Raw genomic sequence first — 22,837 nt, forward strand, 5'->3', positions numbered from 1 at the left:
CGCGAAGCTGAATCATGAACGAGCAGGAGTCCGAAGAGGCCTGGTGGCGACGCATCGGACGCACGGCGGACGTCCTGCAGATTCTGGGCTGGATCGGCGTCCCCACGCTGGCGGTGATCATCGGGGTGTTCTTCGCGGCTGGTGGCGGTGGTGACACCCAATCCGCCACGTCAGCCGCGGGTCGGACGACGAATCCGCCGAAACCCGTCACCGCGGTCCCGCCGACCGGCGGTGCTGGTGTGACGACGTCGAACAGTCGGCCGTCCGGGGAACTCCTGTTCGACTTCGCGATCAACGAGGTCTACTCGCTGGGCAAGGACAAGGCCGGGGCTTGCAAGACAGCGGGCGTGTTCTGCCTCATCGTTGATCGAACCGTGAGCAACGACGACGGGCCGGTCAATTCGGGTTGCACGATGTCGTGGCAGGTGTACCTGGACGGCACGCCGACGTTGCTGGAAAAGGCCCGGACTCGGCAGTGCACCGGCCTCGGCGATCAGACCTAGGTCGGCCAGCCGGATTCCTCACCCGTGCAACGAGAAAGCGCCGCGCCCCCAACGGGAACGCGGCGCCTCGAAACAGCGAGAACGATCAGACGCGCTTGAACAGCAGCGCGCGCTTCACTTCCTGGATCGCCTTGGTGACCTGGATGCCACGCGGGCAGGCGTCGGTGCAGTTGAACGTGGTCCGGCACCGCCACACGCCGTCGATGTCGTTGAGGATGTCGAGCCGCTCCTCGGCGCCCTCGTCACGCGAGTCGAAGATGAACCGGTGCGCGTTCACGATCGCCGCCGGGCCGAAGTACGAGCCCTCTGCCCAGTAGACCGGGCAGGAGGTCGTGCAGCAGGCGCACAGGATGCACTTCGTGGTGTCGTCGAAGCGCTCGCGGTCGGCGACCGACTGGATGCGCTCGCGCGTCGGCTCGTTGCCGTAGGTCACGAGGTACGGCTTGACCGCGCGGAACGCCTCGAAGAAGGGCTCCATGTCGACGAGCAGGTCCTTGTTCACCGGCAGGCCCTTGATGGGCTCGATGGTGATCGTGGTGTGCTTGTCGCCCTTTTCCAGCAGGTCCTTCAGCAGGACCTTGCACGCCAGGCGGTTCACGCCGTTGATGCGCATGGCGTCCGAGCCGCAGATGCCGTGTGCGCAGGAGCGGCGGAACGTCAGCGTGCCGTCCACGTACCACTTGATGTAGTGGAGCAGGTTCAGCACGCGGTCCGACGGGAGGGCGGGGATGTCGAAGGAGTCCCAGCGCGGTTCGTCGTCGAACTCCGGGTTGAACCGGCGGACCTTGACGGTGACCGTGACAGCGCCGTCCGGAACCGGAGGCTGAGCGCCGCGCGAGCCGGCGGCGGTTTCGGTGGTGGCGGTCATCAGTACTTGCGCTCCATCGGCTTGTACCGGGTAAAGGTGACGGGCTTGTAGTCCATCCGGATGTCCGCGGTCAGACCGTCGCCCTGCTTGTAGAACATGCTGTGGCGCATGAAGTTCGTGTCGTCGCGGTTCGGGTAGTCCTCGCGGGCGTGACCGCCGCGGGACTCCTTGCGCTCGAGCGCGCCGTGCACGAGCACCTCGGCCAGCTCCAGCAGGAAGCCGAGTTCGACGGCCTCCAGCAGGTCCGTGTTGAAGCGCTTGCCCTTGTCCTGCACCTGAATGTGCGCGTAGCGCTCCTTCAGGGCCTGCACGTCGTGCAGCGCCTTCTTCAACGTGTCCTCGGTGCGGTACACGGACGCGTTGGCGTCCATGGTGGCCTGCAGCTCGGTGCGGATGTCCGCCACGCGCTCCTGGCCGTGCTCCGACAACGCCAGGGCGACCTGCGCCTCGACGGACGCGGCCGGGTTCTCCGGCAGGTCGACGTGCGACTCACGCGACAGCGCGTACTCCGCGGCGGCGATGCCCGCGCGGCGGCCGAACACGTTGATGTCCAGCAGCGAGTTCGTGCCCAGGCGGTTCGCGCCGTGCACCGAGACGCACGCGCACTCGCCGGCGGCGTAGAGGCCGGGAACGACGTTGTCGTTGTCCCGCAGCACTTCGCCGTGGATGTTCGTCGGGATGCCACCCATCGCGTAGTGCGCGGTCGGGTACACCGGGACGGGCTCGACGACCGGGTCGACGGCGAGGTAGGTGCGCGCGAACTCGGTGATGTCCGGCAGCTTCGTCTCCAGCACCTCGGCACCGAGGTGCGTGCAGTCGAGCAGCACGTAGTCCTTGTTCGGGCCGGCGCCACGGCCTTCCAGCACCTCGAGGGCCATCGAGCGGGCCACGATGTCGCGCGGCGCCAGGTCCTTGATGGTCGGGGCGTAGCGCTCCATGAACCGTTCACCCGAGGCGTTGCGCAGGATCGCGCCCTCGCCGCGGGCACCCTCGGTCAGCAGGATGCCGAGACCGGCGAGACCGGTCGGGTGGAACTGGTAGAACTCCATGTCCTCCAGGGGCAGGCCCTTGCGGAAGACGATGCCCATGCCGTCGCCGGTCAGCGTGTGGGCGTTCGACGTGGTCTTGAAGACCTTGCCGAAACCACCGGTCGCGAACACGACGGACTTGGCCTGGAAGACGTGGATCTCGCCGGTCGCCAGCTCGTACGCGACGGCGCCGGTGCAGACCGGGCCGTTCTCCGTCTCGGTCAGGCAGATGTCGAGGACGTAGAACTCGTTGAAGAACTCGATGCCGTGCTTGACGCAGTTCTGGTACAGCGTCTGCAGGATCATGTGACCGGTGCGGTCCGCGGCGTAGCAGGCGCGGCGCACGGCGGCTTCACCGTGGTTGCGCGTGTGCCCGCCGAACCGGCGCTGGTCGATCTTGCCCTCGGGCGTGCGGTTGAACGGCAGGCCCATCTTCTCGAGGTCGAGAACGGCGTCGATGGCCTCCTTCGCCATGATCTCGGCGGCGTCCTGGTCGACCAGGTAGTCGCCGCCCTTGATCGTGTCGAAGGTGTGCCACTCCCAGTTGTCCTCCTCGACGTTGGCGAGGGCGGCGCACATGCCGCCCTGGGCCGCGCCGGTGTGCGAACGCGTGGGGTAGAGCTTGGTGAGCACCGCGGTGCGGGCGCGCTGGCCGGACTCGATCGCCGCGCGCATTCCGGCACCACCAGCGCCGATGATGACTACGTCGTACTTGTGGAACTGCATTGTGGTGGGCTCCCCGCGCGGGTCAGTTCGAGATGTTCGGGTCGAAGGTGAAGATCACGAACGTGCCGAGCGAGATGATCAGCACCATCGAGACGTAGAGCAGCATCTTCAACCAGAACCGGGTGGAGTCCTTGCGGGCGTAGTCGTTGATGACAGTCCGCACGCCGTTGCCGCCGTGGATCTGCGCGAGCCAGAGCATCGCGAGGTCCCAGAACTGCCAGAACGGGGACGCCCAGCGGCCGGCCACGAAACCAAAGTTGATCTTGTGGACGCCGCCGTCGAGGATGTTCATGATGAACAGGTGGCCCAGGACCAGGACCACGAGCAGCAGGCCGGAAAGGCGCATGAACAGCCAGCTGTAGAGCTCGCCGTTGCTGCGACGGGCCGCGGGACGGCGCGGCTGACGGGGCTTGTCGAGTGCGAGAGACATGGTCAGTGACCCCCAACCAGGTCGGAGATCGTGCGCTCCATCATGAAGTAGAAGCCGGGGATCATCACGACGACCCAGACGGCCAGCACGGTCCAGAGCATGACCCGCTGGTACTTGGCGCCCTTCTCCCAGAAGTCGACCAGCATGACCCGGATCCCGTTCAGCGCGTGGTAGAGCACCGCGCCGACGAGGCCGACCTCGAAGAGGTTGACGATCGGGTTCTTGTACGTCTCGATCACCGCGTCGTAGGCGTTCGGTGACACCCGCACGAGTGCGGTGTCGAGCACGTGGGTGAAGAGGAAGAAGAACGTGAGGACACCGGTGATCCGGTGGGCGACCCAGGACCACATGCCCAGATCACCGCGGTAGAGCGTCCCACCCCCTCGGGTGGTGCCCGACCGCTCGGGTGCGCCTGCGCTGGTCATGCGCCGCGGCCTCCAACGTCAGTGGTGGTGGGTCGGCGAACAGTTCTTCTCGTGCCGACCATGACCGGAAAATCCTAGTCCCGCGCGTCGGAACGGACCCAGCAGGCGCACCCGCTCTGTGATCGATGAGACACGCTGTCGATCGGCCAAGCGGTCTTGATCGATTCGGAAATGCGGTCCACGCCACAAACTGAGCGCACGCGGGGCGCTTTCGTGCGATCGGAGCGCACGAAAGGGCCCCGCGTGCGGCCGGAAATGCAGGACGGCGGCTCGGACCTCCGCCTTGGTCCGGGCCGCCGTCGTCGGCAAGGGCACTTGCCACCCTCTACACGACGGAGTGACCGCGACCGGTTCAAAGTTCGGCCGAAGAAATTTCGTCGAACGTCGAACGCCAGGTCAACGGCGGTCAAGCGGCTGACATTGCGGAGTCAACGGCACGGCGGCGCTGTGCCCGTCGCGCGGAGCCGCGTCACGGGCTGCTCCATTCGGACGACGACTACTGCGCGGAAGCGAACGAAGAGGACGTATTGCCACGCGCCGAACACGATTGATCACCACTTGTGCGGGCTATGCGTCGAATACGTAACCGATAGGGCGCTTTGTAGGTGCTGAGGGCAACGAGGTTGGTTACTAAGAGGTACGGTGCCGCGTCTAGGACCCAACAACGTCGTTGGGGAGGAACCTCAGGGAGGAGACGAGCCGTGCGTCGTCGTATGCGTGGTGTCGCGGTCGCCGCGATCGCGTTGACCAGCGTGATGACTATGGCCGCCTGCGCGAAGGACTCGGGTGGCGGAACCAACTCGAACACCGGCAGTGGTGCCGCTTGCGAGTTCGCTACGCCTCCTACCGCGCCTGCCACCTCGAACACCAGCTCCGCTAACGGTGCCAAGGTGGACGCGAGTGCGCTGAAGATCGGTCTTGCCTACGACATCGGTGGCCGTGGCGACGCGTCGTTCAACGACTCCGCCGCCGCCGGTATGGACAAGGCCATCGCGGACATGGGCGTGAAGAAGGAGAACACGCGCGAGCTCTCCGCCGCCCCGAACGAGGACGAGGCCGCCAAGCAGACCCGTCTGCGCCAGCTGGCGTCCGAGGGCTTCAACCCGGTCCTCGGTGTCGGCTTCGCCTACGCCGAGTCGATGAAGCTCGTCGCCGCGGAGTTCCCGAACGTCAAGTTCGGCCTGGTCGACTCGGCCGTCGAGGGCGCGGCCAACGTCACGCCGCTGCTGTTCGCCGAGCAGGAGGGCTCCTTCCTGGCCGGCGTCATCGCCGCGTACCAGAGCAAGAAGTGCCACGTCGGCTTCGTGGGCGGCGTCGAGATCCCGCTGATCCAGAAGTTCGAGGCCGGCTACTTCCAGGGTGCCAAGGCCGCCGCGCCGAAGATCCAGATCGAGAAGAAGTACATCACCCCGGCTGGTGACTTCACCGGTTTCCAGGACGCCCCGAAGGGCCAGGAAGCCGCGAAGGGCCAGATCGACAAGGGCGCCGACGTCATCTACCAGGCCGCTGGCGCGTCCGGTAAGGGCATCTTCTCGGCCGCCAAGCAGGGTGGCGTGCTGGCGATCGGTGTCGACTCCGACCAGTACAACCAGGCGACCGTCGCGGACACCAAGGACGTCATCGTTTCGTCGATGCTCAAGCGCGTCGACGTCGCGGTCTACGACTTCATCAAGGCGGTCGCGAAGAACGACCTCGCGTCGCTGCCGAAGGTCTTCGACCTCAAGGTGGACGGTGTCGGCTACGCCACGTCGGGTGGCAAGATCGACGCCAAGCTGCAGGGAATCCTCGAGGGCTACAAGGCCCAGATCATCGAGGGCAAGATCAAGGTCGCGGACAAGCCGTAGTCCGATAGCCGCACGTACTCCGGGCCCTGTGAGGATTTGCCCCTCACAGGGCCTGGTGCGTGGTAGGAGGAGCACTCGCCGATGAGCAGTTCCACGTCCGTACGGACGGACGATCCCCCCGCTGTGGTGCTCACTGGCATCACCAAGCGATTCCCCGGTGTGGTCGCCAACAGCGACGTGCACCTGACCGTCCGCCGCGGCGAGGTGCACGCGCTCTGCGGCGAGAACGGCGCGGGCAAGTCGACCCTGATGAAGATCCTCTACGGCATGCAGGCGCCGGACGAGGGCACCATCGAGGTCGGCGGAGAGCAGATGCGGTTCCGCAACCCCGCGGACGCCATCAAGGCCGGTATCGGCATGGTGCACCAGCACTTCATGCTCGCCGACAACCTCACCGTCCAGGAGAACGTGGTCCTGGGCGCCGAGGCGCTGCACGGCATCGGCCAGAAGGCCCGCAGGCGCATCATCGAGCTGTCCGGCAGGACCGGGCTCAACGTCGACCCCGGTGTGCTGGTCGAGCAGCTCGGTGTCGCGGACCGCCAGCGCGTCGAGATCCTCAAGGTGCTCTACCGCGGTGCCAAGGTGATCATCCTGGACGAGCCGACCGCCGTGCTCGTGCCGCAGGAGGTCAACGAGCTCTTCGACACCGTCCGCGGCATGCAGGCGCAGGGCTACACGTTCCTGTTCATCTCGCACAAGCTCGACGAGGTCCGCGCGATCGCGGACTCGGTCACGGTCATCCGCCGCGGCACGACCGTGGGCAGCGCGGACCCGAAGACCGTGTCGTCGCGCCAGCTCGCCGAGATGATGGTCGGCAGCGAGCTCCCCAGCCCGGAGACTCGCGAGTCCACCGTCACCGACACGGTCGTGCTCGACGTCAAGGGCCTGCGCCTGATGACCCCGGACGGCTCGCGGCCGATCCTCGACGACGTCGATCTGGCCGTCCGTTCCGGCGAGGTCGTCGGCATCGCCGGTGTCGAGGGCAACGGCCAGACCGAGCTGGTCGAGACGATCATGGGCATGCGCAAGGCCGGCAGCGGCACGATCACGTTGCAGGACAAGGACCTCACCAAGCTGGGTACGCTCGCACGACGCGAGGCGGGCATCGGCTACATCCCAGAGGACCGTCACCGGCACGGCCTGCTGCTCACGCAACCCCTTTGGTACAACCGGATTCTCGGCTACCAGACGCGCAAGCCGACGGCCAGGGGCATCTGGCTCGACACGGACGGCGCCAAGAAGGACACCGAGCGGATCATCACCGAGTTCGACGTCCGCACGCCTGGCATCGACGCGCTCGCGGCCGCGCTTTCCGGTGGTAACCAGCAGAAGCTCGTCGTCGGCCGCGAACTGTCCGGCGACCCAGTGCTGCTGATCGCCTCGCACCCGACCCGCGGTGTCGACGTCGGCGCGCAGGCGTTGATCTGGGACGAGATCAAGCGCGCCCGTGCCGCCGGCCTCGCCGTGCTGCTGATCTCCGCCGACCTGGACGAGCTGATCGGCCTGTCGGACACGATCAAGGTCATGCTGCGCGGCCGCCTGGTGGCCGACGCCGACCCGAACACCGTCACGCCCGAGGACCTCGGCAGCGCGATGACGGGTGCGGGTGCGACCAGTGCTGCCGTAAAGGAAACCAGCACTGGTCAGGAGACCGCCGCGGTTGAGGAAGGCGAGAACTGATGGGACACCTGCGCGGCAAACTCCTGCCGCCCGCGTTGGCGATCGTCTTCTCGATGCTGCTGTGCGGCGTGGCGCTGATCATCTCGGGCGCCAACCCGCTCCGCGCGTTCGGTGTGATGGTGACGCAGGTCGGCAAGGGCACGACCTTCATCGACATCATCAACTCGACGGGCATCTACTACATCGCGGCGCTGGCGGTGGCGATCGGGTTCCAGATGAACCTGTTCAACATCGGTGTCGAGGGCCAGTACCGGGTCGCGGCGGTCATCGCCGCGGTCGTCGGTGGCTCCGTCGCGCTGCCGCCAGGCATCCACACGATGGTGATCATCATCGTGGCGGCGATCGCCGGTGCCGCCTGGGCCGCGATCCCCGCGATCCTGAAGGTGACCCGCGGCGTCAACGAGGTCATCTCGACGATCATGATGAACGGCCTGGCGATCGGCCTGTCCGCCTATCTGATCCGCCAGGACATCTTCGGTGAGCTGCGGGGCAACAACATCCGCACGCCGGAGATCCCGGAGAGCGGCTGGATGCCCGGCATCTCGTTCGGTGGCGGCGGCACGATGTTCGGCTTCCTCTTCGTCGCCATCGCGCTCGGCATCGGCTACTGGATCATGATGAACCGCACCAGGTTCGGCTTCGAGCTGCGCGCGTCCGGCGAGTCCTCGACCGCCGCGTCGGCCGGTGGCGTCAACGCCAAGAAGATGGTGCTGGTCTCGATGCTGCTCTCGGGCGCCATCGCGGGCCTGATCTCGCTGCCGGAACTGCTCGGCCGCGACCACACGTTCAGCCTGAACTTCACCGCGGGCATCGGATTCTCGGGCATCGCGATCGCGCTGCTCGGCCGCAACCACCCCGGTGGCATCGCGTTCGGCGCGCTGCTCTGGGCGTTCCTCGACAAGTCGGGTCTCGCGCTCGACAACGTCGGGGTGCCGAGGGAGATCGTCACCATCATGCAGGGTTCGATCGTCCTGTCGGTCGTCGTCGCGTACGAGGTGGTGCGCCGCTTCGAACTGGCCGCGGAACAGCGTCGCGTCGGCCGTGAGCTCGGAACCGTCCCGGAGGTGGTCGCGTGATCTCGACACTGGAAGAGAAGCCGCACATCCCGGCGGCGCCGCGCAAGCGGAAGATCCCAGGCTGGGCCGTCGGCATGATCGGTGTGGCCGGCGCGATCGCGTTGCTGTCGATCACCTCGATGCAGACCGGGTTCCCGCAGCTCACGTCCTCCGGCACGACCCAGACCGCGGTTCGCCTGGCGTTGCCGATCCTGCTCGCCGGTCTCGGCGGTCTGTGGGCGGAACGCGCGGGCGTGGTCAACATCGGCCTCGAAGGCATGATGATCATGGGCACCTGGGGCGCGGCGTGGGCCGGCTACCAGTGGGGTCCGTGGGCCGCGTTGTTCGCGGCAGTGGTGTTCGGCGCGCTGGGCGGTCTGCTGCACGCGATCGCGACGGTGACGTTCGGCGTCAACCACATCGTCTCCGGTGTGGCGATCAACCTGCTCGGCGCCGGCATCACGAAGTACCTGTCGACGCTGCTGTTCTTCCCGCTGTCGCACAACCCGCGCCAGTCACCGCCGGTCGCGCCGTTCGACACGTACTCGGCGGGCGGTCTCGCGGACTGGCTCGGCGAGCTGGAGGCAGGGCAACGCCTGTTCATCTCCGACGTCGCGGGCATCCTGCGCGGCCTGGTCACCGGTGTCTCGCCGTTGACGATGCTGACGATCCTGCTCGTGCCGCTCTCGTACTACCTGCTCTGGCGCACCCGCTTCGGCCTGCGCCTGCGTTCGGTCGGCGAGAACCCGTACGCCGCGGACTCACTGGGCGTGAAGGTGTACTTCCACAAGTACGTCGCCGTGATCGTCTCCGGTGGTCTCGCCGGCCTGGGTGGCGCCGCGCTGGTGCTCAACCCCGGTCAGCTGTCCTACCTGGAGGGTCAGACCGGCGGCCGCGGCTTCATCGGCCTGGCCGCGATGATCTTCGGCAACTGGCGGCCGGGTGGTCTGCTGGGTGGCGCGGCGCTGTTCGGTTACGCGGACGGTCTGCAGCTGCGTTCCGGCGGCGACACGGTGCTGGCGCTGGTCTACGGCGTGGTGATCCTGCTCGCCGTGATCGTGGTGTGGCAGCTGATTCGGCAGAGGTGGTTCTCCGCGGCGGCGGCGATCGTCGTGGCCGTGCTGCTGTACCTGCTGTACATCAGCCTCGACGAGATCCCCGGCGAGTTCGTGTCGTACGCGCCGCACATGGTGACGCTGGCCGTGCTGGCCGTGGCGTCGCAGCGGTTGCGGATGCCGGCCGCTGATGGTCTGGTCTATCGACGTGGCTGAAGTTGACTGGGATCTGCTCAGGGCACGGGCAGTGGAAGCGGCGTCGTTCGCCCACTGCCCGTACTCCGGGCTTCAGGTCGGTGCGGCGGCGTTGTGCGACGACGGCCGCATCGTGACCGGGTGCAACGTCGAGAACGCCTCGTACGGCGTCGGGCTCTGCGCGGAATGCACGATGGCGGGCCAACTCCAGCTGACGGGTGGCGGGCGCTTTGTCGCCGTTGCCTGCCGGAGTGGGTCCGGCGAGTTGCTGATGCCTTGTGGCCGGTGCCGTCAGGTCCTTTATGAACTGGGCGGGCGCGCGCTGCTGGTGGACACGCCGCGCGGTCCGTTGCCGATGACCGAAGTGCTGCCGGACGCGTTCGGACCGGAGGATCTGCCGTGAGTTTCTCCGCTGTGGACGTGATTCGCGCCAAGCGCGACGGTGCGGTGTTGTCGGACGCGCAGATCGACTGGGTCATCGACGCCTACACGCGCGGTGCCGTCGCGGACGAGCAGATGTCCGCGCTGGCGATGGCGATCTTCTTCAACGGCATGACTTCCGCCGAGACCGCGCGGTGGACGCAGGCGATGATCTCGTCGGGCGAGCGCTTGTCGTTGCACGTCTCCCGCCCGACCGTGGACAAGCACTCGACCGGCGGCGTCGGCGACAAGATCACACTGCCGCTGGCGCCCCTGGTCGCGGCCTGCGGTGCCGCCGTGCCGCAGTTGTCGGGGCGCGGGCTCGGCCACACCGGCGGGACGCTGGACAAGCTGGAGTCGATCCCTGGGTGGCGGGCCGCACTGTCCACTTCGGAGATCATGGCGCAGCTCTCCGACGTCGGCGCGGTGGTTTGTGCTGCCACCGAAGGACTTGCGCCCGCTGACCGGAAGCTCTACGCGTTGCGGGACGTCACCGGGACCGTCGAGGCCATTCCGCTGATCGCTTCCTCGATCATGTCGAAGAAGATCGCGGAGGGGGCCGAGTCGCTGGTCCTGGACGTGAAGGTCGGTTCTGGGGCCTTCATGAAGGACCTCACTTCCGCTCGTGCACTCGCTGAGGCGTTGGTGGCCATCGGGGTTGAGCACGGCGTGCGGATCTCCGCTCTTCTGACCGACATGTCGGTGCCGCTGGGACGCGCGGTCGGCAACGCGGTCGAGGTCGCCGAGTCCGTGGACGTGTTGCGTGGTGGCGGGCCTGCTGACGTCGTCGAGCTGACCGTGGCCCTGGCCGCGGAAATGCTGTCGCTGGCCGGGATTTCCGTCGACCCGGCGGCGGTGCTGGCCTCTGGTGAGGCTTACGAGGTGTGGGCACGGATGATCCGCGCCCAGGGCGGTGACCCTGATGCCGCGTTGCCCGTTGCGGCGCACAAGCACGTGGTCGAGGCACCTGCGTCCGGCGTACTGTCCTCTTTGGACGCTTATGGCGTCGGTGTGGCCGCCTGGCGGCTGGGTGCCGGCCGGGCCCGCAAGGAAGATCCGGTGCAGGCAGGGGCCGGTGTCATGTGCCTGGCCAAGCCCGGTGACGTCGTGGAGGCCGGGCAGCCGTTGCTCGAGCTGTACACCGACACCCCCGACGCCGTCGAGGGTGCCTTGCAGGCGTTGGAAGGTGCCTTCACCGTCGGCGGCGAGGTGGCCGCCGGTCCGCTGGTGATCGACACCATCCGCGGCTAACCGACGAGCGTCCCGGCGAGGGGCGCGCGGTCCTGCTTCCACACCACGCACAACACCTCCTGGCGGCCAGGGGTGGTCGGGTCGTTGTACGCCTTCCACTCCTGCTCCGTCGGCACGATGCCGGTGAAGCCCAGCGCGTCCTTGGACCGCGACGCGGTGGCCCGGAACTGTTCCGCGCAGTACTTCTTCGTGAAGTCGGCGAGGTACTCGACGCCGGGGTAGGCGATGTCCTTCGGCTTGTCCCACAACGGCGTCGCGGCGGCGAAGAGCTGGATGCTGTGCGGCTTGTCGCACGGCACGCTGCCCGGCACCGGTGCCCCCTGCGTGAGGAAGTCCTTCGCGCACTCCGTACCCGTGAGATTCCACTGTGGAATGTCGCCGCCGCGCCCGAACGTGGCGATCCGCCGCGAAAGCAACGGGGCACCGGCCGGCAGCGGGTTGGTGTCGGTGCTCCACTCGGTGGAGTTCTCCGACGTGGGAGCGCTGCTGGTGGGCCCGCTCGCCGTGTTCTGCTTCGGCTTGAACGCCACGTAACCAGCGAACGCGGCCCCGGCGAGCACCACGGCACCCAGCGCCACGGCAGCGACCTTGACCATCGTGTTGTTCTTCTTGGGCTGCTGCTGCACCGGAACCGGCGCCGTGCCCTGAACGATCGCTACCAGCATCGCCCGCGCCTGAGCCGCGTTCATGCGCCGCGCCGGATCCACGGTCAGCAGCCCGCGAATCACCTCGGCCAGCTGTGGCGAAGCCCGTCGCAACACCGGCGGCTCGTTCATGACCGCGTGCAACGTGGACGCGGTGGACGTGCGCTCGAACGGACTGATGCCCTCGACCGCGTGCGCCATCGTGACCCCGAGCGCCCACAGGTCCGACGCCGGCGAGGCCTCCCAGCCCTGGAGCCGGTCCGGCGACATGTACGCGGGCGACCCGACGATGCCGCCGTTGTGGGTGAGCCGGGGGTCGTCCATCGTCTGCGCGATGCCGAAGTCGGTGAGCTTCGCCGTGCCGTCCGGCCGCACCATGATGTTGCTGGGCTTCACATCCCGATGCACGATGCCGGCGGCATGCGCGGCGTCCAACGCCCCCAACGCCTGCAACGCGACACCCGCCATCCACACCGAGTCCCGCGGCCCGTGCCGCTCGACGATGGTGGCCAGGTCAGCCGCGTCCACCAACTCCATCGCGAGGAACGTGCGCCCGTCCTCGCGAATGATGTCGTGCACAGTCACCACGGCCGGGTGGTTCAGCCGACCGGCAGTCCGCGCCTCCCGGAGCATGCGCTCCTCGAGCACATTGCGTTCCTCGGCGGCCATGCCCTGCGGCGGATGCAGCTCCTTGAGCGCGACCGCCCGGCCCAGCAGCTGGTCCTGGGCGCGCCACACGACGCCCATCGCACCGCGGCCGAGCTCGGCGACCAGTGCGTAGCGGTTGGCGATGACTCGCTGTTGCTGCACGGACTACCCCTTCTGGACGCCCCCAGATGCGGCGAGCATGTCGACGGCGATGTGAGCGCTCCCAACATGGTCACGAGTGCCGCGGGCGGCCGGTTCGACCGTCCGGTCCGGTGTGGTCTGGAGCACAGACGCGGAACGGCCCCGGAGCAGCAGCTCCGGGGCCGTTCCACGAGTGGGGGCTCAGGCGATCAGGCGCCCTCGGCCGCCAGGTCGTCGTCGTCCATGTCCTTGCCGCCGTTGACCGGCTTGGCACCGTTCTTGCGGGTGCGGCGCTGCGGGCGCGGCAGGGCGGTGGGCGGCGGGGGAGGCGTGGGCGAGCCGCCGCCGAGGATGAGCTCGGCGAAGGTGGCCATGGCCTCGTCCAGCTGGCCGCCGATGCGCAGTTCGGACTCCTGGTTCGACTTGCGGACCAGGGACTGCAGCGCGTCGGCGTCCGGGCGGGCCGAGACGGTCTCGCTGACCTTGACCAGGCTCGCGTCCACGGCTCCACCGAGCTCGGAGATGCGGGTCGCGAAGCCGTCCTCGACCTTGTCCAGGCGGTCGGTCATCGTGTCGAGCTTCGAGGTGACCTGCTCCAGGCGGCCGGCCAGTGCCTCGAGGCGGTCGGCGGCGTCGACCTGGTCGCGGGACTGCTCGATCGCCGCGTACAGGGCGGTGCGGGCCTCGTCCAGCTTGCCGTTGACCGTGTTCTGGGTCTCGGCGACGGCCGACACCAGCTCGGAACGGGTCTCGGCCAGCGAACCGGCGAGGGAGTCACGGGTCTCCGCCACGACGCCCGCCAGCTCGCCGCGGGTCTCCGCCACGGCGCCGGACAGTTCGGTGCGGGTCTCGGCGAGTGCGCCGGACAGCTGGTTGTGGCGGTCGGTGACGGCGGTGATCAGCTTCTCGCGGCTGTCCGCGATCGTGCCGGCCAGCTCCCCACGGCTGTCGGCGATCGCGGCGATCAGCTCGGCGCGGGCGGCGGCCAGTGAGTCGCGGGACTCGTCGGCGCGGCCGTGCAGGCTGGAGAAGGAGTCGTTGAGGACCTTCTGCAGGGCCTCACGGGTGCCGTCGAGGTGCTCGTGCACGCCCTCGTCGACCTCGTCGAGGCGACCGCGCAGCGCGGCCTCAAGTGCCTCGACGCGCTCGCGCAGCGGGTTCGTGACGGCGGCGGGGATCGCGTCGACCTTGCCGTCCTGCTTGTCCAGGTGGCCGTCGAGGTCGTCGATGCGCTTGTGGATGCTCGAGAGCTTGTCCTCGAGGCCGTCCATGCGGCCCGCGACGCCCTCGAAGCGCCCGGCGACACCGTCGAGACGGCCGTCCAGCTGGGCGAAGGGCTTGGCGAGCTTGTCCACCAGGGCGTCGACCGCGCGACCGATGTCGGCGACGGCGTTGTCCTGGGCCTCCAGCTTGGCGAGGGCTTCGTCGAGCCGCTCCGCGAGAACGCTGACCTCGGTGCGGTCCGGCAGCTCCGACAGGCGCTTGCGGACCGAACCCAGCGACTCCAGAGGCGACATCCGGGCGTGGATCTCGTCCAGCGCGTCGAAGATCTGCTGCTGCTCGCTCTCACGGATCTCGGCGGCGCGCGTGAGCATGTTGCGCATCCGATCGAAGGACATCGTGGAGCTGTTGTTCTCTGTCACGGCTGAGTGCCTTCGTCCAGGGGAGGGGGAGACGACGGGAGCCTATCCGCGTCACAGGACGTGTCTGTACCACCCCCGCCAAGAAACGGCCGGGTGCGGACGGGCAACTGACCCGATCAGGCTACCTCATTACTCTCAACGCCAAGTTACTGGTCGGAAGCAGGCAGTAGCGACGGGTGATGTTCCTACCTTGGGGTGACTCAAGCCTCGATCTGGTTGCAGAAAGTTGCTGATCACGGATCTGCAACAACGTTGAACCGACAAATGATCATATCGGCGACAAGATCATTTTGGCCAGCACTGAAGCGGCGTGTCGCCTGAAGTAACGTGTAGCAATGTCCACGCCGCTTACCTTGGAGACCATCCGCAGCGCGCCGAAGGTCCTGCTGCACGACCACCTCGACGGTGGCCTCCGCCCGCAGACGGTGATCGAACTCGCCGATGCCTCCGGCTACCAGGGCCTGCCCACCACCGACGCGGGCGTTCTGGGCGGCTGGTTCCGCGACAACGCCAACTCCGGCTCGCTGGTGCGCTACCTCGAAGGTTTCGCCCACACGTGCGGAGTCATGCAGGACGAGGCCGCACTCGTCCGCGTCGCCGCCGAGGCCGTCGAGGACCTGGCCGCCGACGGGATCGTCTACGCCGAGATCCGCTACGCGCCCGAGCTGAACACCGAGAAGGGCCTCTCCCTGGAGCAGGTCGTCGAGGCCGTCCAGGAGGGCTTCCGCCTCGGCGAGCAGCGCGTCGCCGCGACCGGCCGCAAGATCCGCGTCGGCACCCTGCTGTGCGCCATGCGCCAGAACGAGGGCTGGCTGCGCATCGCCGAACTGGCGGTCCGCTACCGCGACCTCGGCGTCGTCGGCTTCGACATCGCGGGCCCCGAGGCCGGCTTCCCTCCCACCAGGGGCCTCGACACGTTCGAGTACCTGCGCCAGCAGAACGCCCACTTCACCATCCACGCCGGTGAGGCGTTCGGGCTGCCGTCCATCTGGGAGGCGATCCAGCACTGCGGCGCCGAACGTCTCGGCCACGGCGTGCGCATCGTCGACGACATCAAGGTCTCCGGCGACGGCACCGTCCAGCTGGGACGGCTGGCCGCCTACGTCCGCGACCGCCGCATCCCGCTGGAGATGGCCCCGACGTCGAACCTGCAGACCGGCGCCGCCGCCACCCTCGCCGACCACCCGATCGGCCTGCTCGCGAAGCTGCGCTTCCGCGTCACCGTCAACACCGACAACCGCCTGATGAGCGACTGTTCGCTGTCCAGCGAGTTCGCCGCGCTGGCCGAGACGTTCGGCTACGGGTGGGCGGACCTGCAGTGGTTCACGATCAACGCCATGAAGTCGGCGTTCATCGGGTTCGACGAGCGGCTGTCGATCATCAACGAGCTGATCAAGCCGGGCTACGCGGCACTCACCGCCTGACCGGTTCTCGTTCCGGCCGTGCGCGACAGTTGATCGACAGCTACTACGTGCTCGGCAGCCTGCACCAGGGCAACTTTCCGTTCGGTGCGGTGAGCTACCGAGTTCGTTGGACACGAACGGAAAAGGGCCGCTCGCGCAGTGCGAGCGGCCCTTTTCCGTGCGATCAGTTGGTGTTGAGCCGGTCCTCGAACGTCGCCTGCAGCGTGCGGAACGCGGCCACCTCGGCGTCGTACGGGGCGGACGGCGCGAGCCGCGTCGGGTCGGGAGACACGACGAACGACACCAGCCAGCCCAGCGACTCGGACGAGGCCAGCGCGTCCTTCACGGACTCGTCGTCGGCCCACTCGCCCGCGTCCTCGAACAGTTCGACGGCGAGGTCGAGCTGCTGCGGGTCGAGGGAGTCGGGGCCCTCCTCCATGTCCTCGGCGATGCCGGTCAGCACGTAGACGTTGTCGTCGTCCACGTCGACGTCGAGCTCGCCCGCGGTGGCCTTGACCTTGACGTCGTTCCACGTCTCGACCTCGGCGAGGTCGTGGTCGTCGTTCTCGGCCACGAACCGGCTCAGGCCGCGCGCCGAGGTGAAGACCTCGATCTTGCCGCGGCGGCCGAGGAACACCGGGTCGTCGCCGAGGTAGCAGCGCAGCGTGTAGAACTCGCCGGCGGACGTGATGATCTTGATGGGGTCGATGCCCGCGTCGGCCCAGAAGCCGGTGGGGGCCGGCTTCTCCTCGTCGGAGTCCTCGTCGTCCGCGTCGGCGGCGGCGGACGCGGCGGTCGCCTCCTCCAGCGCGGTGAGCTCCTCCTGCGCGACGGCGAGCTCCTTCTCGGGAACCTCCGGCGTGTTCACCACGCTGTCGATCGCGTCGAGGACCTCGTCCCACTTCTCGGAGACGACCTCGGACAGCTCGCCCCACAGCTTCGCGCCGTCGCGGCCGCTGAACGGCAGCGTGCCCTGCGGCAGCAGCGAGAAGCCCTCGGCCGAGTCGAGGACCTCGTGGACCTTCTCGAGGTCGCAGACGTCCGCGAGCGCACGCACGATCGCGATCACGTCGGCGAGCTCGCCGATGGTCCAGGTGTCGGGGTCCTCCGCGACGAGCTCGGGCACACCGACGAGGTCGAACTGGTGGTTGTCGTCCGGCGAGAGGTCCGCGACGCCGAGCGACGGCACGACCGGCCACGCAGGGTGATCGGTCAGGTCGTGCTCTTCCGCGGTGCGCACGAAGGCGGCGAGGTGCGCGGCGTCGGGGAAGACGAACAGGTCTTCCTCGTCGCCGAGGAACGCCTCCCACTCCTCGCCCTTCTCGCGCCAGCGGGGTGCCCACAGCGTGACGACGTCACCCTGCGTCAGCCCCAGCTCGATTGGGACGATGTCCTGCGCCATCCTGACCTCCCGGTCACGCCTGCCTGATGCCGTGGGCGAGCCTAACGGTGCTGATCACCGGCGCCCAAAGGGGTTCTCGAAGAAAGCGTCGTCGTCTGGGTTGTCGAGGATAGGCGTCCTGGGCCGCCGCTCCGCAGGCGCCTCGGGAGCTGCGGATTTCGGTGGCACGACAGGGCTCCACGTCGACCGGAAGGGTGAGTCGCCCGCGATCGACTCGACGTCGATCGCCATTCCGTCGCCGAGGGCCAGCGCCATCTGGTTGAAGCTCGTCTGCACCGCCGCGTTCGTCGCGAGCCGCACGGTCTCGGTGACCACGTCGCCGACCGCCCGCGCGCCCTGGGCGAGCAGCGCGGGGTGCAGGTGCAGGGCCTTGATCTCGCCTTTCGGCGATGCCGTCGCGGTGCACAGCCCGTTCGGGTGCTCGACCGTCGCGGTCAGGGCCTTGAGTTCGCGCTGCAGCTGTTCGGTGGCCTGCATCCGCTCTTCGTTCACCGCCGCCACCCGAAGTCGTCCTCGTCCCGCTCGCGCACGAACCCCAGCTCCGTCAGCTCCCGCGGGTCGACGACCCGTTCCAGCGTCTGGTGCAGCCGGGTCGACGCGGCGCGCTGGGCCTTGTCGGCGATGCGCATGATCTCGGCGGCCAGCCCCTGCGGCCCCATCCGCAGCGCCGCGGCGCTCACCGCGATCTGCCGCGGCGGACCACCGGGCGTGGCGACCACCGTCACCGCGCCGTCCGGTGAGGACGCTCGTCCCGTGATGGGACCACTGCGCGTGACGTGCTGGGACACCGCCTGCTCGACATCGCGCACCTTCCGCGCGGCGCGCTCGACGTCGTCGTCCACGTGATCACCCCCTACTGCGACAGTGTGCCGCATGATCCTGCGTTCGGTCGTGCTGTTCGTCCTCGCGGCCCTGATGGAGATCGGCGGAGCCTGGCTCGTCTGGCAGGGCGTGCGCGAGAACCGCGGCTGGCTGTGGATCGGCGGCGGCGTGATCGCGCTGGGGATCTACGGCTTCGTCGCGACCCTGCAACCCGACGCGAACTTCGGCCGGATCCTCGCGGCCTACGGCGGCGTGTTCGTGGCCGGCTCGCTCGCGTGGGGCGTGGTCGTCGACGGCTTCCGCCCGGACCGTTACGACGTGATCGGCGCCCTGGTGTGCCTGGCCGGCGTGGCCGTGATCATGTACGCGCCTCGATAGCGCGCTCCGGCGACAGCGGCGCAAGGCTCTTCACCAGCTCGCTAGGGTCGGTGCATGACTGATCCCCGGGACGTCGTCACCGCGTTGCTTCGAGCCACCGAGACCTGCGACCCCGAGGAAGTCGTGCGGCACATGGCCGACGACGTCGTGTGGCAGAACGTGCCGCTGCCTCCCGCGCGCGGCAAGGCGACGGTGGCCAAGCAGCTGCGGGCCATGCACAAGGTCGTCCACGACGTCGAGGTGCGGATCCACAACATCGCGGCCAACGGCGACGTGGTGCTGACCGAGCGGACCGACGTCATCGGGCGTGGCGCGTGGCAGGCCGAGTTCTGGGTGTGCGGCACGTTCGTGGTGCGCGACGGGAAGGTCGTGCTGTGGCGTGACTACTACGACAACGCGACCTTCATCGCGGCGTGCCTGAAGGGACTCGGCCGGGCGGCCCTGAAGACCGCCCGGAGCAGGCTTCAGCCCGTCGGCCGGTAGAAGCCGTAGAACGACATCCCGCTGTTGCTCGTGCGGATGTTGCCGACCTGCACGGGGTCGCCCGCCTCGACCATCTGGCCGTTGCCGATCACCATCGCCACGTGGCCGTCCCACACCACGAGGTCGCCGGGCAGCAGCTGGTCCGCCGGCACCGACGCGCCCATCGCCTGCGACGAGGCCGGGCGCGGGATGTCGAACCCGGCGTTCTTGTAGGCCCACTGGGTCAGGCCGGAGCAGTCCGTGCCCTGCGGCGGGTTCGCGCCACCCCACACGTACGGCGTTCCGAGCGCCGACAACGCGTTCCGGACGGCCTTGGCCGCGGTCTCGTTCGGAGCCTCGGCGCTGCTGCCGTCGGGCAGGTTCACGCCGACACCGGTGCCGGGCTGCGGCGGGATCGCGACGGGAAGCCGCGGGCCTGAGCCGCCGCCGCCACCGCCTCCTCCACCACCGGAACCACCGCCGCCGCCACCACCCGAGCCGGAACCCCCACCGGAACCGGATCCGGAACCGGACCCGGAATCGGAGTTCTTCGGCGCGGGGTCGGAAGCACCAGCGGTCGACGTGGTGCCATGGTCGACGCTGAACGGCTCGCCGAGTTTCGACAGCGTGCCGACGTCCGGCTTCTGCAACCCGTTCAGCTGGCCGACCAGCTGCGTCAGCTGGTCCCGGACCTTCTGCAGCTCGGTGGAGGTCTTGCTCTGGTAGCTGGACGCCATCCCGGCGAGGTCGGCCACCGCGGCCAGCACCACGGCGGGGCCTGCCACCAGGGACGCGGCGAGGGCGGCGGCGAGTTTCGGGGTCGCCTTCGACGTGAACTCGTCGATCAACCCCTGGATCGCGGTGCGCCCGCCGGTCACCGCGGAGACGCCGGTCGAAGCCGCGGTCTTCAGCGTGGAAGCGTTGGTGGCCAACAGGTTCGCGGCGGACGAGAAGGCGGAGACGCGTCCGGAGAAGGCGTTGGCGGTCTCGCCGGACCATGTGTTCAGCACGGCGGTCGAGGCCGAGGTGTGCCGCGAACCCAGCTCGGCCATCGCCGTCTGGGCGCGGCCGAACGCGTCGCCTGCCCGCGTGGCGCCGCCGGTGTCGCCGTCCAGTTTTGCCAGGTTCTCCTTCATGGGCGCGAGGAACTGGCTCAGCAGACCCTCGACGCTCATGCCCGCGCCGCCTTGTTCAGCGATGCCGCGTGCGCCTCTTCCTGCGCGATGTAGGCGTCGCGGGCCTTCGACACCGCCGTGCCGAGGCCGGACAGACCGGTGGACGCGGCCTTCAACGCGTCGAGCTGCGCCTGCGCGGCGGCGGCGAAGGCGGCGTTGAGGCCCACCTCGCTGCCGATCTTGCCGAAGCAGTCGCCCGGCAGGGTGGTGGTGCCGTTCAACGTGCCCGTGCCGACCGTGCCCACCTCGCTCGCCAGACCGGTCACCGCGGACGCGTATCCGGTCAAGGCGTCGAGGTCGACCTTGAGACCCTGTTCCGCCATCTGAAAGCTCTTCCCCCAGTAGTGACCTGTTCGCCTTGATCCTGCCCCGATGGGCGGTACCTCGCCCGTCGTTCCGCCAAGATCATGGAACCGTGGGTGTGATCGAGCACTGGAACCGGGTCCTGGCATGGCTGGCGGAGCACGCGCCCGCCACCCGCGCCGTGCTGCGTCCGAGGTACGACGCGCTGCCGGAGCTTCGGGTTCCGATCGATCTGCAGATGTGGTGGAGCGTCTACGGCGGCACCGAGGAGGGCCTGTACGCCGAGATCCTGCCGCCCTTCTACACACCGCTGGGCGCCGATCGCGCGTTCGTGCTCAGGGAGACCCACACGAGCAAGGCCGCGGACGCCTCCGAGGCGGGCTCGCCGACGCGCGGTTTCCACCCCGAGTGGCTGCCGATCGCGTTCGACGGCACCGGCGACGTGCTCGCGGTGGACCTGAGGCCCGGCGTGCTGCGCGGCTGCGTGGTCGAGTGGGACCAGGAGCGCAACGAGATGGTCAAGCCGGAGTGGACGTCGCTCGTCGAGATGTTCGACCAGGTCGCGACGGCCCTGGAGACGCGCAGCGCGGTCGGGCACTGCTACCCGGAGGTCAACTCCGCCGGCGAGCTCGGCTGGCGGACTAGCTGATCGGTTCGAGCACCCGCAGCGCTTCCAGGCCGTTGATGATCTGTTCGACACCGAGCGCCGCGAGCAGGATGCCGAGCACCCGCACCAGCACCCACGCGTAGGTCATCTTCACGTACCGCATCGCGATCCCGAGCACCGCGATCGCGGCCAGGTCGAGCGCGATCACCGCGGCGAAGGCGCCCGCCAGCACGACCGTCGTCTGCGCCGACTTCGTGTCCGCCAGCAGGAACAGGTAGGCCAGCGCCACCGGGTTCGCGTAGTAGGCGGTGGCCAGCTCGTGCGTGCCACGCGTCTCGTCGTTGTGCCCAGGCTCCTGTTTGCGGCCGAGCACGAGATCGAGCGCGTGCACGAACAGGATCACGCCGGCGGCGAGCAGCAGGGCACCCTCGCTGATGTGGAACAGGGAGAGCAGCAGCCTTCCCGCCGCCACCACGAACAGCCCGACACCCAGTGCGATGGCGCTGGACGTGAGCGCCACCCGCCATCGTGTGCGGGAGTCGGCGCCCTCGGTGTCCATCAGGAACGCCAGCAGGATCTTCGGCGGACCGGCGACGGCGACGAGAATGCTGAACGCCTCGACGAAGTTCATGAACTCAATGATCGAGCCGGGGGCCCGGCGGCGCCGGTTACCTCACGCCGCCGGGTGAACGATCAGGCCACGCCGGTCATGTTGAGGTACTCGCCCTTGGCGTACCCGAGCGCGTACACCTGGTACAGCCAATGGGTGGTCGATCCGAAGCACACCGACCACGAGTTGGCGCCGACACCGGACGACGGGCATTCCCAGATGCCCAGTGTGTCGAGGGTGAAGCGGTCTCGTACTTCCACCGACGCGGTGGTGCTGAAGAGGCTGGACCGGTTGTTCCGCACGATCACCGCGCCTTGTACGTAGTCGCCGCTGTTGGGCGACCTGATCGCGCAGACCTGCGCGACCACGTTGGTGGAGATCGTCTTGCTGGCGGCGCACACCCACTTGCTGGCGCTGCCCGTGATCGGGTTGTCGTTGCCGTACGGGACCCAGGTGCCGGTCGCGGCGGAGGCCGGGACGGCCGTGCTCAGGATCAGCCCGAGAAGTGCGCTGATGACGGCGATCGTTCTTTTGGCTCGCATGGCGCCAGGATGCGGAGGCGGTCTTGCAAGCTTTCTGGAATCCGCAGGTCAGCGCACGCCGACGAGCTCGCGCTGAGGCACGGCGGCGGTCTTCACGCGGGCGTAGACCTTCACGGCGGCCAGTGCGCCGAGCCAGCCCACAGCGGTGCCGGTGGTGTTGGTGATCAGGTCGTCGACGTCGAAGATCCGGTTGGCCCACATCAGCTGCGAGCCCTCGATCAGCAGCGAGACGCCGTAGCCGATCAGCGCGGCCTGCCCGATCGACCGGCGGCCCCAGAACATCAGCATCGCGCCGAGCGGCACGAACAGCAGCACGTTCAACGTCATCTGGTCGAACGCGATCTGCCCGTCGCGGAAGGTGTCCGCGATCCACTGGAACGGCACCAGCTGCACGGACTGGCGCGGCGGGACGGTCTGCATCGGCAGGAACGTCGCGGCGAACAGCATGCTCGCGTAGACGGTGACGGTGGCGCCGCGGAAGGTCAGCTGACGGAACAACAGCTGCGGCAGCAGGAAGACGACCGACAGGAAAAGGCCCCACTGGATGCTCGCGAGCTGTGCATTCGTCATGAATCCA

General features: G+C 68.4%; 25 protein-coding genes. 11 read left to right on the forward strand and 14 right to left on the reverse strand.

Annotation, left to right across the window (positions count from 1 at the left end):
• Positions 1-14: 14 nt before the first annotated feature.
• Positions 15-503 carry a hypothetical protein gene (locus SK803_RS19905; RefSeq protein WP_319967522.1) on the forward strand — a complete coding sequence of 163 codons (489 nt, stop codon included), beginning with the start codon at positions 15-17 and terminating at the stop codon, positions 501-503.
• An 85-nt stretch (positions 504-588) separates the two neighbouring features.
• On the opposite strand, the gene SK803_RS19910 is transcribed toward SK803_RS19905, so the two are convergent.
• Genes SK803_RS19910 through sdhC form a run of 4 tightly spaced genes read right to left on the reverse strand, consistent with a single transcriptional unit; the run spans position 589 to position 3,980 of the window.
• The gene (locus SK803_RS19910; protein ID WP_319967523.1) at positions 589-1,371 is read right to left on the reverse strand and encodes a succinate dehydrogenase iron-sulfur subunit; all 783 of its coding nucleotides are present in this window, start codon (positions 1,369-1,371) and stop codon (positions 589-591) included.
• Complete coding sequence (gene sdhA, locus SK803_RS19915) at positions 1,371-3,125, reverse strand: succinate dehydrogenase flavoprotein subunit (RefSeq protein WP_319967524.1); 1,755 nt, start codon at positions 3,123-3,125, stop codon at positions 1,371-1,373. Before sdhA ends, SK803_RS19910 begins: the two co-directional genes overlap by 1 nt.
• 22 nt (positions 3,126-3,147) lie before the next feature.
• Entirely contained in the window at positions 3,148-3,555 is a 408-nt protein-coding gene (locus tag SK803_RS19920) for a succinate dehydrogenase hydrophobic membrane anchor subunit (protein ID WP_086660969.1), read from the reverse strand.
• 2 nt (positions 3,556-3,557) lie between these two features.
• A complete protein-coding gene (gene sdhC / locus SK803_RS19925; protein WP_093591546.1) occupies positions 3,558-3,980 on the reverse strand; it encodes a succinate dehydrogenase, cytochrome b556 subunit in 423 nt (140 codons plus the stop codon).
• Between the two features lie 713 nt (positions 3,981-4,693).
• On the opposite strand from sdhC, the gene SK803_RS19930 reads away from it, so the two are divergent.
• From SK803_RS19930 to SK803_RS19955, 6 genes are all read left to right on the forward strand, one after another.
• Positions 4,694-5,824 (forward strand): BMP family lipoprotein, encoded by a 1,131-nt coding sequence (locus SK803_RS19930; protein ID WP_319967595.1) that lies wholly within the window; start codon positions 4,694-4,696, stop codon positions 5,822-5,824.
• A gap of 81 nt (positions 5,825-5,905) precedes the next feature.
• Positions 5,906-7,504 carry an ABC transporter ATP-binding protein gene (locus SK803_RS19935; protein ID WP_319967525.1) on the forward strand — a complete coding sequence of 533 codons (1,599 nt, stop codon included), beginning with the start codon at positions 5,906-5,908 and terminating at the stop codon, positions 7,502-7,504.
• Positions 7,504-8,580, forward strand: coding sequence for an ABC transporter permease (locus SK803_RS19940; RefSeq protein WP_319967526.1), 1,077 nt, complete (start codon positions 7,504-7,506; stop codon positions 8,578-8,580). Before SK803_RS19935 ends, SK803_RS19940 begins: the two co-directional genes overlap by 1 nt.
• Positions 8,577-9,830: an ABC transporter permease gene (locus SK803_RS19945; RefSeq protein ID WP_319967527.1), complete on the forward strand. Its 1,254-nt coding sequence runs from the start codon at positions 8,577-8,579 to the stop codon at positions 9,828-9,830. The genes SK803_RS19940 and SK803_RS19945 overlap by 4 nt, the downstream gene beginning before the upstream one ends.
• On the forward strand, positions 9,823-10,212 hold the full coding sequence (locus tag SK803_RS19950) for a cytidine deaminase (protein ID WP_319967528.1): 390 nt from the start codon (positions 9,823-9,825) through the stop codon (positions 10,210-10,212). The genes SK803_RS19945 and SK803_RS19950 overlap by 8 nt, the downstream gene beginning before the upstream one ends.
• Entirely contained in the window at positions 10,209-11,480 is a 1,272-nt protein-coding gene (locus tag SK803_RS19955; RefSeq protein ID WP_319967529.1) for a thymidine phosphorylase, read from the forward strand. The genes SK803_RS19950 and SK803_RS19955 overlap by 4 nt, the downstream gene beginning before the upstream one ends.
• Here the strand turns inward: SK803_RS19955 and SK803_RS19960 are convergent.
• Together SK803_RS19960 and SK803_RS19965 are read right to left on the reverse strand one after the other, a co-directional pair.
• Positions 11,477-12,934 (reverse strand): serine/threonine-protein kinase, encoded by a 1,458-nt coding sequence (locus SK803_RS19960; RefSeq protein WP_319967530.1) that lies wholly within the window; start codon positions 12,932-12,934, stop codon positions 11,477-11,479. The genes SK803_RS19955 and SK803_RS19960 overlap by 4 nt on opposite strands.
• 188 nt (positions 12,935-13,122) lie before the next feature.
• Positions 13,123-14,532: a hypothetical protein gene (locus SK803_RS19965; RefSeq protein WP_319967531.1), complete on the reverse strand. Its 1,410-nt coding sequence runs from the start codon at positions 14,530-14,532 to the stop codon at positions 13,123-13,125.
• A gap of 359 nt (positions 14,533-14,891) precedes the next feature.
• On the opposite strand from SK803_RS19965, the gene SK803_RS19970 reads away from it, so the two are divergent.
• Entirely contained in the window at positions 14,892-15,980 is a 1,089-nt protein-coding gene (locus SK803_RS19970; protein ID WP_319967532.1) for an adenosine deaminase, read from the forward strand.
• A gap of 163 nt (positions 15,981-16,143) precedes the next feature.
• On the opposite strand, the gene SK803_RS19975 is transcribed toward SK803_RS19970, so the two are convergent.
• The 3 genes from SK803_RS19975 to SK803_RS19985 are packed head-to-tail and all read right to left on the reverse strand — an operon-like array spanning position 16,144 to position 18,203.
• Positions 16,144-17,361: a primosomal protein gene (locus SK803_RS19975; protein ID WP_319967533.1), complete on the reverse strand. Its 1,218-nt coding sequence runs from the start codon at positions 17,359-17,361 to the stop codon at positions 16,144-16,146.
• Positions 17,362-17,415: 54 nt separating this feature from the next.
• Entirely contained in the window at positions 17,416-17,853 is a 438-nt protein-coding gene (locus tag SK803_RS19980; RefSeq protein ID WP_319967534.1) for a YbaB/EbfC family nucleoid-associated protein, read from the reverse strand.
• On the reverse strand, positions 17,850-18,203 hold the full coding sequence (locus SK803_RS19985; protein ID WP_319967535.1) for a hypothetical protein: 354 nt from the start codon (positions 18,201-18,203) through the stop codon (positions 17,850-17,852). Before SK803_RS19985 ends, SK803_RS19980 begins: the two co-directional genes overlap by 4 nt.
• Positions 18,204-18,234: 31 nt before the next feature.
• On the opposite strand from SK803_RS19985, the gene SK803_RS19990 reads away from it, so the two are divergent.
• Both SK803_RS19990 and SK803_RS19995 read left to right on the forward strand, forming a co-directional pair.
• Positions 18,235-18,561 (forward strand): YnfA family protein, encoded by a 327-nt coding sequence (locus SK803_RS19990; RefSeq protein ID WP_319967536.1) that lies wholly within the window; start codon positions 18,235-18,237, stop codon positions 18,559-18,561.
• Positions 18,562-18,615: 54 nt separating this feature from the next.
• Positions 18,616-19,044: a limonene-1,2-epoxide hydrolase family protein gene (locus SK803_RS19995; protein ID WP_319967537.1), complete on the forward strand. Its 429-nt coding sequence runs from the start codon at positions 18,616-18,618 to the stop codon at positions 19,042-19,044.
• Here SK803_RS19995 and SK803_RS20000 read toward each other — a convergent pair.
• Both SK803_RS20000 and SK803_RS20005 read right to left on the reverse strand, forming a co-directional pair.
• Positions 19,026-20,198 carry a bifunctional WXG100 family type VII secretion target/C40 family peptidase gene (locus tag SK803_RS20000; protein WP_319967538.1) on the reverse strand — a complete coding sequence of 391 codons (1,173 nt, stop codon included), beginning with the start codon at positions 20,196-20,198 and terminating at the stop codon, positions 19,026-19,028. The genes SK803_RS19995 and SK803_RS20000 overlap by 19 nt on opposite strands.
• Positions 20,195-20,521, reverse strand: coding sequence for a type VII secretion target (locus tag SK803_RS20005; protein ID WP_319967539.1), 327 nt, complete (start codon positions 20,519-20,521; stop codon positions 20,195-20,197). The genes SK803_RS20000 and SK803_RS20005 overlap by 4 nt, the downstream gene beginning before the upstream one ends.
• A gap of 92 nt (positions 20,522-20,613) precedes the next feature.
• On the opposite strand from SK803_RS20005, the gene SK803_RS20010 reads away from it, so the two are divergent.
• Entirely contained in the window at positions 20,614-21,150 is a 537-nt protein-coding gene (locus SK803_RS20010; RefSeq protein ID WP_319967540.1) for an SMI1/KNR4 family protein, read from the forward strand.
• Here the strand turns inward: SK803_RS20010 and SK803_RS20015 are convergent.
• The 3 genes from SK803_RS20015 to SK803_RS20025 all read right to left on the reverse strand — a co-directional run bounded on the left by SK803_RS20015 (position 21,143) and on the right by SK803_RS20025 (position 22,830).
• Complete coding sequence (locus SK803_RS20015; RefSeq protein ID WP_319967541.1) at positions 21,143-21,739, reverse strand: MarC family protein; 597 nt, start codon at positions 21,737-21,739, stop codon at positions 21,143-21,145. The two genes, SK803_RS20010 and SK803_RS20015, sit on opposite strands and share 8 nt — an antisense overlap.
• Positions 21,740-21,801: 62 nt before the next feature.
• Positions 21,802-22,260, reverse strand: a complete 459-nt coding sequence (locus SK803_RS20020) for a hypothetical protein (protein WP_319967542.1) — start codon at positions 22,258-22,260, stop codon at positions 21,802-21,804.
• A gap of 48 nt (positions 22,261-22,308) precedes the next feature.
• Positions 22,309-22,830 carry a VanZ family protein gene (locus SK803_RS20025; RefSeq protein WP_319967543.1) on the reverse strand — a complete coding sequence of 174 codons (522 nt, stop codon included), beginning with the start codon at positions 22,828-22,830 and terminating at the stop codon, positions 22,309-22,311.
• Positions 22,831-22,837: the final 7 nt, after the last annotated feature.

Source organism: Lentzea miocenica (genome assembly GCF_033949945.1).
Classification (GTDB): Bacteria; Actinomycetota; Actinomycetes; order Mycobacteriales; family Pseudonocardiaceae; genus Lentzea; species Lentzea miocenica.

Excerpts from the sequence above, each read along its gene's own strand:
- SK803_RS19905 (WP_319967522.1), top strand. The coding sequence starts at position 15 with ATGAACGAGCAGGAGTCCGAAGAGGCCTGGTGGCGACGCATCGGACGC.
- SK803_RS19910 (WP_319967523.1), bottom strand. The coding sequence starts at position 1,371 with ATGACCGCCACCACCGAAACCGCCGCCGGCTCGCGCGGCGCTCAGCCT.
- sdhA (WP_319967524.1), bottom strand. The coding sequence starts at position 3,125 with ATGCAGTTCCACAAGTACGACGTAGTCATCATCGGCGCTGGTGGTGCC.
- SK803_RS19920 (WP_086660969.1), bottom strand. The coding sequence starts at position 3,555 with ATGTCTCTCGCACTCGACAAGCCCCGTCAGCCGCGCCGTCCCGCGGCC.
- sdhC (WP_093591546.1), bottom strand. The coding sequence starts at position 3,980 with ATGACCAGCGCAGGCGCACCCGAGCGGTCGGGCACCACCCGAGGGGGT.
- SK803_RS19930 (WP_319967595.1), top strand. The coding sequence starts at position 4,694 with ATGCGTGGTGTCGCGGTCGCCGCGATCGCGTTGACCAGCGTGATGACT.
- SK803_RS19935 (WP_319967525.1), top strand. The coding sequence starts at position 5,906 with ATGAGCAGTTCCACGTCCGTACGGACGGACGATCCCCCCGCTGTGGTG.
- SK803_RS19940 (WP_319967526.1), top strand. The coding sequence starts at position 7,504 with ATGGGACACCTGCGCGGCAAACTCCTGCCGCCCGCGTTGGCGATCGTC.
- SK803_RS19965 (WP_319967531.1), bottom strand. The coding sequence starts at position 14,532 with ATGTCCTTCGATCGGATGCGCAACATGCTCACGCGCGCCGCCGAGATC.
- SK803_RS19970 (WP_319967532.1), top strand. The coding sequence starts at position 14,892 with ATGTCCACGCCGCTTACCTTGGAGACCATCCGCAGCGCGCCGAAGGTC.
- SK803_RS19975 (WP_319967533.1), bottom strand. The coding sequence starts at position 17,361 with ATGGCGCAGGACATCGTCCCAATCGAGCTGGGGCTGACGCAGGGTGAC.
- SK803_RS19990 (WP_319967536.1), top strand. The coding sequence starts at position 18,235 with ATGATCCTGCGTTCGGTCGTGCTGTTCGTCCTCGCGGCCCTGATGGAG.
- SK803_RS19995 (WP_319967537.1), top strand. The coding sequence starts at position 18,616 with ATGACTGATCCCCGGGACGTCGTCACCGCGTTGCTTCGAGCCACCGAG.
- SK803_RS20000 (WP_319967538.1), bottom strand. The coding sequence starts at position 20,198 with ATGAGCGTCGAGGGTCTGCTGAGCCAGTTCCTCGCGCCCATGAAGGAG.
- SK803_RS20005 (WP_319967539.1), bottom strand. The coding sequence starts at position 20,521 with ATGGCGGAACAGGGTCTCAAGGTCGACCTCGACGCCTTGACCGGATAC.
- SK803_RS20015 (WP_319967541.1), bottom strand. The coding sequence starts at position 21,739 with ATGAACTTCGTCGAGGCGTTCAGCATTCTCGTCGCCGTCGCCGGTCCG.
- SK803_RS20020 (WP_319967542.1), bottom strand. The coding sequence starts at position 22,260 with ATGCGAGCCAAAAGAACGATCGCCGTCATCAGCGCACTTCTCGGGCTG.
- SK803_RS20025 (WP_319967543.1), bottom strand. The coding sequence starts at position 22,830 with ATGACGAATGCACAGCTCGCGAGCATCCAGTGGGGCCTTTTCCTGTCG.